This window comes from Bacillus sp. WMMC1349 (genome assembly GCF_013155385.1).
Taxonomy (GTDB): domain Bacteria; phylum Bacillota; class Bacilli; order Bacillales; family Bacillaceae; genus Bacillus.
Genome location: NZ_JABJUQ010000007.1, coordinates 954,192 through 966,673, shown reverse-complemented (window position 1 = coordinate 966,673; position 12,482 = coordinate 954,192). Strand labels below are relative to the sequence as shown.

The 12,482-nt window shown below is 37.2% G+C and carries 11 protein-coding genes and 1 pseudogene; 5 read left to right on the top strand and 7 right to left on the bottom strand.

Features of this window, described 5'->3' with window-relative positions; translation table 11 throughout:
* Positions 1–35: 35 nt before the first annotated feature.
* Positions 36–635: a lysophospholipid acyltransferase family protein gene (locus HOO54_RS07260; RefSeq protein ID WP_172293801.1), complete on the bottom strand. Its 600-nt coding sequence runs from the start codon at positions 633–635 to the stop codon at positions 36–38.
* Positions 636–949: 314 nt separating this feature from the next.
* On the opposite strand from HOO54_RS07260, the gene sigM reads away from it, so the two are divergent.
* Genes sigM through HOO54_RS07245 form a run of 3 tightly spaced genes read left to right on the top strand, consistent with a single transcriptional unit; the run spans position 950 to position 2,782 of the window.
* The gene (sigM, locus tag HOO54_RS07255; protein WP_172293796.1) at positions 950–1,441 is read left to right on the top strand and encodes an RNA polymerase sigma factor SigM; all 492 of its coding nucleotides are present in this window, start codon (positions 950–952) and stop codon (positions 1,439–1,441) included.
* Positions 1,434–2,504, top strand: coding sequence for an anti-sigma factor (locus HOO54_RS07250; RefSeq protein WP_172293793.1), 1,071 nt, complete (start codon positions 1,434–1,436; stop codon positions 2,502–2,504). The genes sigM and HOO54_RS07250 overlap by 8 nt, the downstream gene beginning before the upstream one ends.
* Entirely contained in the window at positions 2,492–2,782 is a 291-nt protein-coding gene (locus tag HOO54_RS07245) for an anti-sigma factor (RefSeq protein ID WP_172293788.1), read from the top strand. Before HOO54_RS07250 ends, HOO54_RS07245 begins: the two co-directional genes overlap by 13 nt.
* 121 nt (positions 2,783–2,903) lie before the next feature.
* Here HOO54_RS07245 and HOO54_RS07240 read toward each other — a convergent pair whose 3' ends face one another.
* From HOO54_RS07240 to HOO54_RS07230, 3 genes are all read right to left on the bottom strand, one after another.
* Positions 2,904–4,538: a pyridoxal phosphate-dependent decarboxylase family protein gene (locus HOO54_RS07240; RefSeq protein ID WP_375335826.1), complete on the bottom strand. Its 1,635-nt coding sequence runs from the start codon at positions 4,536–4,538 to the stop codon at positions 2,904–2,906.
* A gap of 25 nt (positions 4,539–4,563) precedes the next feature.
* Positions 4,564–5,922: a sodium-dependent transporter gene (locus tag HOO54_RS07235; protein ID WP_172293784.1), complete on the bottom strand. Its 1,359-nt coding sequence runs from the start codon at positions 5,920–5,922 to the stop codon at positions 4,564–4,566.
* Between the two features lie 123 nt (positions 5,923–6,045).
* Positions 6,046–7,137 (bottom strand): citrate synthase/methylcitrate synthase, encoded by a 1,092-nt coding sequence (locus tag HOO54_RS07230; protein WP_172293782.1) that lies wholly within the window; start codon positions 7,135–7,137, stop codon positions 6,046–6,048.
* Positions 7,138–7,250: 113 nt separating this feature from the next.
* Between HOO54_RS07230 and HOO54_RS07225 the strand changes: the two genes are divergently transcribed.
* Together HOO54_RS07225 and HOO54_RS07220 are read left to right on the top strand one after the other, a co-directional pair.
* A complete protein-coding gene (locus tag HOO54_RS07225; RefSeq protein WP_172293780.1) occupies positions 7,251–8,150 on the top strand; it encodes a LysR family transcriptional regulator in 900 nt (299 codons plus the stop codon).
* Between the two features lie 488 nt (positions 8,151–8,638).
* Positions 8,639–9,136 (top strand): hypothetical protein, encoded by a 498-nt coding sequence (locus tag HOO54_RS07220; protein WP_172293778.1) that lies wholly within the window; start codon positions 8,639–8,641, stop codon positions 9,134–9,136.
* Positions 9,137–9,349: 213 nt separating this feature from the next.
* On the opposite strand, the gene HOO54_RS07215 is transcribed toward HOO54_RS07220, so the two are convergent.
* The 3 genes and pseudogenes from HOO54_RS07215 to tnpA all read right to left on the bottom strand — a co-directional run bounded on the left by HOO54_RS07215 (position 9,350) and on the right by tnpA (position 12,361).
* Positions 9,350–9,643, bottom strand: coding sequence for a hypothetical protein (locus tag HOO54_RS07215; RefSeq protein WP_172293776.1), 294 nt, complete (start codon positions 9,641–9,643; stop codon positions 9,350–9,352).
* A 483-nt stretch (positions 9,644–10,126) separates the two neighbouring features.
* The gene (locus HOO54_RS07210; RefSeq protein WP_172293774.1) at positions 10,127–11,113 is read right to left on the bottom strand and encodes a C40 family peptidase; all 987 of its coding nucleotides are present in this window, start codon (positions 11,111–11,113) and stop codon (positions 10,127–10,129) included.
* 791 nt (positions 11,114–11,904) lie between these two features.
* Positions 11,905–12,361 (bottom strand): annotated as a pseudogene (tnpA, locus tag HOO54_RS07205) (IS200/IS605 family transposase).
* Positions 12,362–12,482: the final 121 nt, after the last annotated feature.

Here is a 12,482-nt window from a genome sequence, read left to right as displayed (position 1 = left end):
TTCCCCTGATCCATGCAGACAGCCCAACTGTTTTCTTACAGTTCCTCCAGTTGTTTCTCGAGAACCTTAATACTATCGGACAACGCCTCTGTCATTTTCGCTAATTTTTCCTTTGAAGAATATTGAGAAAAATCTTCCTGATTGAGAGGTTTACCGATAATCAGTTTCATTTTACCTTTCTTGAATAGCTCTTTTCCATTGGATGGCCCGCTATATGCAGCTGGTACAAGCGGAGCCTTTCCCATCTGGGCAATCGTGACTGCTCCTCTTTTTAAAGGGACATCTTCAGAAGATCTCGTTCCACTCGGGAAAATGCCCACAATTTTTCCCTCTTTTAATAATTTGATCGGAGTTTTAATACTGCTTGGTCCCGGGTTTTCTCGATCGACTGGAAAAGCGTTAATGCTTGAAAGGAACGAACCAGTCAATTTTTTTTCAAAAAGCTCTTTTTTTGCCATGTAATGAATTTCATGAGGCAAAATACCGGCACCTAATGCAACGACATCGACCCATCCAGAATGTGTGCAAGCAATTACGAAACCAGTATCTGTAGGAAGATTCTCTTTATTGTATACTTTAATTCCGCCGCGTAAAGAAAGAATCATTTTTGCAGCATAAGCAGTGAATTTATACATATGGCACTTCCTTTATTGTTATTGTCAAATGAGGTTTTCTTCTTTTATTATAACAATTTTTTTTGATACCTGGTACTAAAAAAATGATTTTACTTATCTACAGTGATTCAGCTACAGCCTGCCTTGTTTAAACAGACTGTCTAAAAGTTTAAAAACAATGGAAACAGCGAAAAGTTAGAGTTTTCGCAGATTTTTGTTACTATTATAGATATAATATCTAAGGGTAAGAAATTGTGGAAAAAACAGACATAGGCAAATTAAGTGCAACTTCAAACCTTTCTTATGCGTTTATAACATAGAGGGGAGAAAAGGCAGTGACTATCGATGAAATTTACCAAATGTATATGAATGATGTTTACAGGTTCCTGCTCTCCATGACGAAAGATAAACATCTAGCAGAGGATTTGCTGCAGGAGACCTTTATGAGAGCATATATACATATCCACTCCTACGATCATAGCAAAGTGAAGCCATGGCTTTTTCAAGTGGCCCGCAATGCATTTATTGATTATGTCAGAAAACATAAAAAGGAAGTAACCATTTCTGACGATCTGATCGGAAGCCTTTTTCAAACTGCGGTCCAAAGCCCGGCTGATCAAGTCGAAATAAAGGAAGTGTTGACATTATATATGAACCAATTGCCTGACAACTATCGGGAAGCGCTGACGCTATATTATTTAAAAGAGCTGAACTATAAAGAAGCGTCAAGCTTGATGAATATCACAGAGGCAAATTTTAAAAGTGTTTTATTTCGTGCCAGACAACGGCTAAAAGCACTTTACAACAGAGGTGTTAACGATGAGTGAAGATTTCAAAAAACGTTGGGAAAAATATCAAAACGGCGAATTATCGGACTCAGAAATGCTTGAGGTTGAAAAAGAACTCGAAAAACTTGATGAATATCAAGAAATACTTGATCACGAAATGCAAGATGAAAATTGGGATCTGACAATTAGCCCAGAAAAACAAAAAGCAATTTTAAGATACGGAAAAAACAAATCATATATGAGAATCTCAGCTTTAGCTGTTTTATCAACCCTCATGATTCTTCCGCTTTGTACACTTGGAAGTTATTTGTATTACGGACTAGGCGGACATGACAGCAGAGGAAATGAACTTGTCAAAACCGCTTCCATAACAGTTGCTGTCACAAAACCGAATATTCAGGTCGATACTGATGCACTTGTTAACAGAGTTCAGCTTTTTGGGATTAAAACAGAATTTCCTTTAAAGAAACAAATCGGCAATGTGACAAAAGTGGTTGGAAATGAAAGAATCGAGATGTTTTTTGATCAATTAAAATCACCAGAAATCAACCAGTATTATCAGAAACTCCCGAAAGAAAACCGCTACTTTTCTTATCCGACAGGCATAAAAGAAAAATCGGTAGCAAAAGCTGAGACTATATTAAAAAAATTGCCAAACGGGACTGTTACAGAAGCTTTTCTTTCATTTGATAGACCGTATCCGACCGGTGAGCTTTATGAGAAATTAAAACGATACGACATCCGCATCCTTTGGAATGCTATTGAAACAGAAGACGATCTAAAAAACCACCCCTATGCTGAACCAATTGGATTTCCTGGAAAAGACTCAAACAAACTATTTGAAGTGAAAGATCTCGGTCAAAATAATGATGAGCAATTTAAGAAAGCACTGTCATATATGGCGAGACACCCTCAATGGGTTGATACCATTTCAGGAAGAAAAGACTTAAACATTCAAAAAAGAATAAAATTTGTAGAAAAAAATGGTGTGAATGTATATGGATCCGTTGTGACAGGACCCTCAAAAGAAATTGAGCAGCTGATTAAAAAAGGACCTGTAAAAGCAGTAAAACTAGGTGAGGTGGAATTATGGAATTGGTAAGGATCTTTAAAGAACATAATGTGTTTGGATGGGTCTCAGTTGGAACAGCGATTCTTTCCCTTTTCATTTTAAACTTATCAATTTTAAGCGATACGATTATTTATTCTTATCAGATGTTGCCATTTTCGATGGCTGCCATACCACTCGCTATTATCGAGCTCTTTATTAAAAAAGGAAGAACAGGTTTAGGATTCCTCGGTGTCGTACTCAACGTGTTCATTCTCATCTGTGTCTGGACCATTGTTTCAATTGATACGAATTTGCAGCTTGGATTTTAAGACTGTCCAGTAAGTCCAAAAAATAAAGCAAGTGAAGAAACATAAGCTGTGTTTCTCCACTTGCTAATTTTTTTCTCTGAAAGGAGCTGACAGGCAAACTCACTTTCTGATGACAATAAAGCTATTTCGTTTCCCGCATGATCAAATCTGATGAGTGAATATGTGTTTTTAAAAAATCAATATAGTCATCCAGTACATCAAGTGTCGTGTATGGGGACACACTGTAAAATTTCTCAACATACAACGGTACAGGTGATGGACTGTCCGCAGGATAAACATATCTCTGTTTTTTCGTACTTCCAAAATATGTCTGATCGCGGTATTTCCCTAATGTTTCTGCAATTTTTTCATTGTAGCTATTAATCTCTCGAACCTCTTTCTCTGTTATGTTTCCGCTTATTTCATCACCATAACGAATATCTCTAGGATAAAAGCGAAAAGTTGTTACAGGTGCTACCTCATTCGTAACAGCTACATTAGGAAAAGCTTCAGTCAGCTTCTGACGAAATGCTAAGCTGACTCTAATGTAATTGGCTAAAATCTCTTGATACCCTTCAACACCGAGAGCAATTAATGAAGCATAGATAGGGATGCTACTGCCCATTCGTGAGCATTCGAGTGTATAACTTGTATGATAGCTGCCAAATCCTCTGTTTCCGACATATGGCGTCTCTTGAGGATCTAAGTCAACCGCTTGTAAAGCAGTTCTATCTTTGATTAAAAAAAGACTTGTTGTATACGGAGTCTGTCCAAGTTTATGAAAATCAAAAACAAGACTATCCGCATGCCTGAGCTCCTGAAAACGACTTTTGTAATGAGACAGAACTTCAAGAACTTCATTCTCAAAGTAAAGCGGGTTTTCTTCGAAATGATAGTTGTTAAAAAAACTATACATTCCACCCATCGCTGAATCGGCATGAATATATATATGTGGTAAGTCGTATGTAGTTTTTATTTCATCGGTGATTTGCTTAATACCTGAGAGATCATCAATTCCAAAAGTGTCTGTTGTTCCAAGTGTCGCCAAAATGTAAACCGGCAGACCTCCACTTTCGATGACTATCTTCATTTTTTCTCGTAAATCAGTTAGATCCATAGAATGGTCATGCTTCGTTTTCACCCGAACTAAATGATCAGTTCCAATCCCTGTAGCTTCCATTGATTTATAAAGACTGAAATGTGATAGTTCAGAACAAAACGCATACAAATGCTGCGGTATTCCTTTTTGATTTGCTTCAGGGCAGGCAGTGGCTATCGCTAATCTAAGCGATTGAAAAACAGCTCCTTGACCTCCCCAAGTTGTAAACCCACCGCTTTTTTGCTTGTCATAACCAACGATATCGCTCATCATACTCGTAATTTGAACTTCTGTTTTAGCAGCCGCTGTTCCATCAACATCCCACAAATTATTTCCGTTTAAAAGCACCATTAAAAGATTGCCAACAATACTGGCATTGTTCGGTAGAGGTGTTGCATTGGCAACATAATGACGATTTAAAAAACGGTGACCTTCTGCCAGTTTGACTAGCTCTTCAACAGTTTTTCTCGTTCCAAACCCTTTCTCAGGTATAACGGCCTCATTTATTATTGTTTGATAATAATTTGACGAAAGATCTGGTTCAAGACCGAGCGTCATTTTATTGGGGTCTTTCAATTGATCTAGCTCGGTCAGAACCGTTTCAAACAGTCCCAATAATTCATAACGTGCTTCTCTATTACCATCTTCACTAGGATACATACTTTGAATATGTCTCATCATTGTTCTCCCATCTCCTGATCAATTAAAATGAAAATACACCTAATAAATTCAAAAAGACAAGGACAATCGCAATTGGAACAAGAAAACGGAGCAGGTAAAACCACACGAGAAAAAAACCTCTCCCAACTTTTGATCCACTTTTCATTTCATCATACAAATCCTCTTTAGATAATTTCAAAGGAACAAAGATTGAAATGAGCAACGCCCCCAAAGGTAAAAGAATGTTACTGACGATGTAGTCTGCAAGATCAAAAAATGTTTTTTGAAATATCAGTGGAAAATTGAGCACCCCATAGGATAAACAGGAAGGAACCCCAACAGCAAAAATAAGAAGTCCGATCGTCCATGCCCATTTCCCCCTCTTCTTTTGGTCGCCTTTTGTGATTGACGCCACAATAATTTCTATCATTGAAAAGGCGGATGTCAATGCTGCAAATAAAAAAGCAAGCAAAAATCCGATGAAAAACAACATTCCGAATGGAAGTTGATCAAAAACAGCTGGCAGCACTGCAAATAATAATACCGGTCCTTCATTAGGTTTAAGACCGAATGAAAAGACAGCTGGAAAAATCGCCAATCCGGCTAACAGTGTAACCGCCAAGTTCATAATCACAATTGAGAGTGCCGATTTTGGCAAGTTTTGTGTTTTTGATAAATAAGAGCTGTATGTCACCATAACAGATACACCAAGTGTCAAAGTGAAAAAGGCTTGTCCAAGAGCAAAAAGAATGGCACGAGGGGTCAAACTGCTAAAATCGGGAACAAGTAAAAAACGCACACCATCGATCGCGTGGTCAAGTGTCAGTGCTCTTCCAACAAGAGCAATGAATAAAATAAATAAAAGCGGCATCATAATCGAACTGACACGTTCAATTCCCTTTTGCACACCCCTTGCTACAACAAGGATCGTCATCACAATAAACACGAGCTGTGCTACTAACGTTTGTACCGGATCTTGAATAACCGATCCAAAAAGTGCCCCATACTCAGACTGAGAAAGACCAGATAATGCACCAGTAACAGCCTTGATCATATACAGCAAAATCCAGCCGCCGATCACACTGTAAAAAGATAAAACAAGAAAACAAGCGACAATTCCGATCCAGCCAGTCATTACCCAAGGTGTTCCAGGTGCTAGTTTTCGATAAGTACCGATCGCATCAGATTGACTTTTCCGACCTAAAATAAATTCCCCAAGCAATAAGGGATACCCTAACAATACAGTAAAAAGAGCAAATACAAGAAAAAATGCTCCACCTCCGTTTGTTCCTGCCACATAAGGAAATTTCCAAATCGCCCCTAGACCAATGGCAGTCCCCGCCGCAGCAAGCACAAAACCTAATTTCGATGCCCATTTTACCGAAATCCTGCGATCGTTCATTCCTTCACTTCCTTTCAATGTTATTTTCTATTATCTCTCACTCAATCATTTTTTTTAAGAGATTAAACGAATTCTTATTTTTCTGAATAAAAAGAAAACCCTTCAAGATCAAGAAAGGGTTTTTTAAGAAAGGGAAGCGAAATCTCCGATGTATTTAGCTGAAGGTCTAAAGATCATATTATTATTGGCTTGCTCTAAAACATGTGCACACCAGCCGACCATCCGGCTCGCTGAAAAAGTAGGTGTAAATAGTGAAGCGTCAAAGTTGAGGGCTTTCATGACTGCTGCGGCATAAAACTCAACATTTGTGTAAAGTTTTCGTTCTGGCTTATATTCCTGTAAAAGACGAATTGCCGTGTCTTCAACATAAAGTGCCAAATCGATTTCTCTGTCACCACCAGCAATTTCTTGAGCTTTCATTCTCAGAGCTTTTGCCCTTGGATCATGTGTTTGGTAAACACGATGCCCAAACCCCATCAGCCTCTCGCCCTTTTCCAATTTATTTCGCAAATAATTTTCAGCGTGTTGTTTTTCTTGAATGTCTTCTAACATTTTGGTAACAGCTGACGGCGCCCCTCCATGCAATGGTCCTTTCATCGTACCGAGTGCTGACGTTAATGCTGAAACAAGGTCAGATTCCGTTGAGGCTGTCACGCGTGCTGAAAAGGTTGAAGCATTCATACCATGTTCCATCGCTAATATCATATAAGTTTCAAGTGCTTTCTTCTGAGCAAGTGTTGGACGCTTATTTTTCAGCATATAAAAATAGTTTTCCACAAAACCAAGTTCAGCAAGCGGTTGAACAGGTTCTAATCCATCTAATAATCGTTTTCTGAAGGCAATAATCGTAGGAGCTGCAGCGATCAGCCGAACCGCTTCTTCTAATGTTGGACGAGAAGTGTACGTTTTTTCACCGAAAGAAGAGATCACCGTGCGAAGAACAGCCATATCGTCTAACCGATCTGGCAAGTTCCGAAGCAAAAGCTCTGCTGTTTCGGGTAATTCACACGGAGCTATCATAGTTTGAAATGTTTTGAGCTCTTCTTTCTTTGGAAAAGTTCCATTAAGTATTAAAAATGCAGTTTCTTCAAATGTCGATGTGAGCGCAAGTTGTTCTGCATCATAGCCTCTATAAATAAGTTTTCCCTGCTCACCATCGATATGACTAATCACAGTTTCTACACAAGTAACCCCTTTCAACCCATGATATACCATAACCATTCCTCCTTGATGCTTTGTTATCATTCATTATAATTGATATAATATTTAAAAAATATTGAATTATATTGATGCTTTTAATTAAAAAAATAAATCAGGAGGATCATATAATGGACTTTAAATGGCTTCATACCTTTGTTACCGCTGCCAAATATGAAAATTTCAGAAAAACAGCTGAAACCTTATTTATTTCACAACCAACTGTAACTGTTCAGATCAAACAGCTGGAAGAAGAGATCGGGTGCCAATTATTCACTCGAAAAGGGAGAAGTATTCATTTGACTAAAGAAGGAAGAGCATATCTTCCTTTTGCCTTGCGCCTTTTAGATGATTACGAGTCTAGTATGGCAGAACTGCATAGAATTAGGCAGGGCTATGCCCAAACATTAAATCTTGCTGTTTCACCGCTTATCGCCGACACCATATTACCTTTCGTACTCAAAAAATATACATCTCTACACCCCGATTCAGAGATTAAAGTGAAAATTGCCGAATCATCTCAAATCGCTCCCCACATATCGAATGGCACTGCAGATGTTGGCTTAAGCTGTTTAAACGTTCAATCAGCAACTTTAACATGTTATTCCATGTACAGCGATCCTGTCATTTTAGTTGCACCCCATGACAGTGGAGCACCGGAGCGAAACGTGAAAGAACTACTTGAAGATTTTTTATTGTTAACACATAACCATCCTGAGTATTGGGATGATTTAGTACATCAGCTAAGAATCAAATTTCCATTTGTTAGAACAATGCTCGTTTCCCAGACACACATTACGAAACGATTTATTTCAGAAGGAATGGGAATTTCATTTTTACCAATATCCACTGTCCGCCGCGAACTAAAAGAAGGAAGCCTAATAGAAGTTCCCTGCAAGTTTATGCAGCTTCCCATGGCAGGAGGATACGTTATCAGCTTAAAAGAAAATGAGAAAGTCCAAGACTTTTTATCGTTTTTATCACAATTTCAACATGTAGCTTTAAAAGAGCTCAACAATACTCTAGGGTAAAGTAAACTATCTGACTTAGTCTTCGGTGACAAGCTACAGTTTCCCAAAGAAAACTGGGCAGCCTAGCGCACACCCAAGTTCACTAAGCTAAGTCAGCTTGTTTCGCTTACCTTCATTATTGAGCATACCAAATCAGAATTTTGAATTGTTTTTTTGCGAGTTTAAAAGTGATTTTGATCATTCATTACATCCTTATTTTTCCCAAGCCATGAACCAGCAGCGTGTAATGATATAACCCTTTATGAGGTAAATTAGTGCAAGAACTATTACACTTTTTCACCTTTTCCTAAATATAAAAATAGAAATATTTAATCTTAAAACAAGTTTTATTCACTAAACAAAATCAATAGATTCTAAAACAAAAAAAACACTTTAGAAATGGAAAACTGTTTTATTATTGACCGAGTTCAAAGTCACTAGCTCTTTGTTATGTTAAAATAAAAGCTAGCGTTATATGTTAGATTCATGAATCAAGAGAGGTGTTGAGCATGGAAGAAAAAGTCTTAAAAATGTTACAAGAACTAAATGAAAAAATTGATCAACGATTCGAAAACATGGATCAACAGTTTGAAAAAATCGATAAGCGATTCGAAAACATGGATCAACAGTTTGAAAAAATCGATAAGCGATTCGAAAACGTGGATCAACAGTTTGAAAAAGTCGATAAGCGATTCGAAAACGTGGATCAACAGTTTGAAAAAGTCGATAAGCGATTCGAAAACGTGGATCAACAGTTTGAAAAAGTCGATAAGCGATTCGAAAACGTGGATCAACAGTTTGAAAAAGTCAATTGCAAAATTGAAGGACTAGAAAAAAATCTAGAAGTCTTAACAAAATACGCCATCCAAACAAACGAAAAGTTAGACAGTCACCGAGATTACGTCCAAGAACTAAAAAAGGATTATGATTATTATGAAGATAAGCAAGTTCAACTAGAAAAGCGAGTTTACCATATTGAAAAACGACTAGGACATGGAGCAAGCTGACAACTAGCCATTTTCAAGACGGATGATGAACCGTTTTCTCATCTGACCAAAAACCCACTGTCTCTTTCAATCAACTGGAAATATTCAAATTACCCAATCGTTCTTGCACCAACTAAAATCATTAAATCGATCTTACTCTTCCTAAATTAAAAATTAGATGGACTTATTTAATTGGGCATACGTATTTCACGATATTCCTCATCTGGTCAATTTTTATGTTCTTTCAAGGATTTCTCCGTAAAACTCGTCCTTCATAAGTAATAATTCTACGTTTGTATTAGAATCACACGTTTGACTATTAAAGCATACTGCCTCTATTTGAATTTGAACCGCATCAAGTCTTTTCTTGATCTCATTGATTTTTGTTTTATCAAGTAGGTGCTGTAATTGGTCAAGGGAATGAAATGACTCAATGTAACACTCTGGTTCAGATGTATGATGTATATTGGGGTAGTATCCATACTCAATCGTACCGCACAACTGCTTTAGTTCTCTTAACTTATTCAATCCGCCATTCACTCCTTGTCACTACTCATCTATTCTTCATTTTAATAATAGAACATTTGTTCTTATTTGTCAAATACCTAGTGACAGACACTATTACGTACATGGGGTTTTTTTAAATGTTCCCTCCTAAATCTTTCTATTATTTATCATGTTTACGTCATAATCATAGCTATTTGACTTTTTCAGCATGATCACACATACCTCAAACATTGTCCTAAGTCCTGATTCCTAATGAAACAGTGTGGAAAAGAATGACTTTGAAATTAGATTTTTGTCAAAGGTATGATCACTTCTTATGAAGTAAACAATTTGAGAACGAATAAAGTCAGCTTGTCTATCATTTCGCTTCACAATAAACGGTTATACCAGTTAGAAGGGTTTGTACGAACCAGAAGGGTAAAACTCTTTCATTCACACTATCCTTAATCTATGTCAAAGCAAAAGCCCGCTCACCTTATAGATGAACGGGCCTATTAAGGGCTATTAGAATCGTTTTGCACCAAGGTAGCGCTCTTTCCAATAGCTTGTTGTTAAATCACTTGTTGTTACACCTTTTGAACCAGCATGAATAAATTTGTTATTTCCAATATAAACCCCCATATGTGATGGGCCTGGCTGATAAGTTGTAAAGAAAACAAAATCACCGACCGCCGGGCTTGACACACTAGTCATCGAACTCCAGTAACCAGCTGTGTTTGTTCTGGCCACATCTGTTTGTTTATTCAAAATATACCAGATGAAACCACTGCAATCAAAACCAGCAGTTGTTGTACCGCCCCATACATATGGCGTTCCAATCAAAGCTTTTGCATCTGAAACTAACTTTGTTGTATCAAGCTTTGAAGAAGTTTGTCCTCCAGTTGGGCTTGTCGTATTTGGAGATGTTGATGTTGTACCTTTTACTTTTAAAACTTGACCAACATAAATGATATCAGATGTTAAACCATTCAATGATTTTAACTCCTCAACAGTCATATTGTATGATTTTGCAATTTTTGAGAGACTGTCACCACTGATAACCTTATAAGTTGTTGAATCACTACTACTACTTCCAGTTGGGCTTGTCGTATTTGGAGATGTTGATGTTGTACCTTTTACTTTTAAGACTTGACCAACATAAATGATATCAGATGTTAAACTATTTAATGATTTTAATTCATTAACTGTCATATTGTGAGTATTTGCTATTTTCCAAAGACTGTCACCACTCACAACTTTATAAGTTGTAGAAGTCGTAGACTGTGTTGTTGAGCTGCTACCATTAATAGATAGTGTTTGTCCAACATAAATCATATCAGAAGTCAGTTGGTTTTCCTGTTTAATTTGAGTAACTGTTGTTCCATATTTTTGAGAAAGTCCCCATAGAGTATCACCACTTTGTACTTGAACATTTGCTGCTGAAGCTGCTCCTGCAAACAATGTTGATCCTAAAACAACAGCTGATGCAGCTGTAAAAATTTGCTTTTTCATGTTGTCCTCCTAAGTAGATTTTTGATTTTTACGATAATTAATCTCGAATTCTACTGTAGAAAGGTAGTTTTTCAACCTTCCTATAAATCTATTATAAGGACAACATTATAATATAAATAGTCTTGACTTAACGAAGTAATTTTTTTACTTATTCGTTATAAAAAAAAGTTTTTAAGGGTATAAAATTTTTCATTTCTATTTCAATAGTAACGTTATGATTTATTTCTTTGTGGATATTTTTTACAAGTACTTTAAAACCAATGCATCTCACGATTTCTTTTCTATAGAATTGTTATTATTTCATCCACTATTTACTAGATTACAGTTTTATAACATCTACACGTTTTCGCTCTACAACCGAAAGGATACAATAGTTGATCTTGTTCAATTACAAAAAGATTACGAAATCAAAGGGGTTGTCTGAAAAGAGTAAAATTGTTAAAACTTATGATTTAAGATCGAGGCTGTCCTGAAAGTCGTGTGGCTGAATAAAAATTGGGGAATTTGCTCGCTTTCCGCGGGCGATCCGCGAGCCTCCTCGGAGCTCGTTCCTTGCTCCTCTTGGGTCTCGCCTGGCTCGCTGTTTCCGCAGGAGTCTCGCAATTCCCCCTGATTGATGTTGAAAAAGGACTTGTTAAACGTGAAAAGGACGTCCAATAGTCAAAAATCAACTTACTGGACAGCCCCTTGCTCTGCGGCTGAAAGCCTCTGTTACCGACCTCGGCCTAAAAGGCCCGCTGAAAGAGTTTCCCTTCTGCACCACATTCACTCACTCATTCTAAAGAATTTCTTTATTTCTTACGATTTTTCTCTCCCGTAAATGGGTCATATTCTTCAAACAATGTTAACTGATCTGCTATATAGTCATCTTTTAGCTGATTTCTATTATATTCTTGTATTCTTATTTCTATCCACTGTATCTACATAGAAAACCCGACACCTACATTTTCGATTCCCATATCGATATTTCAAGTTGGCATGCCGATCAAATATCATAAGACTACTTTTTCCTTTTAAGTAACCCATGAATTGAGATACACTTCATTTTGACGGGATACTTACTAACATATGGATATGATCTGGGCAAGCATTTGCTTCATGGATGATTACACCTTTCCGTTCACATAAATCTCTTATGATTTGCCCAATGCTCTTTTTATATTTTCCATAAATCATCTGTCTTCTGTACTTTGGGGCAAATACTACGTGATACTTACAATTCCATGTGGTGTGTGATAAACTGTTCATCTCCTTCACGAGGGCATACCTCCTTCTATGGTGAGATGAAGTGGTCGGGAAACCAACTTTATCCTAGAAGTGAGGTTTTTTTATGACCACGCTATAAGCTCTCTCAAAAAGAGGGTGTTTC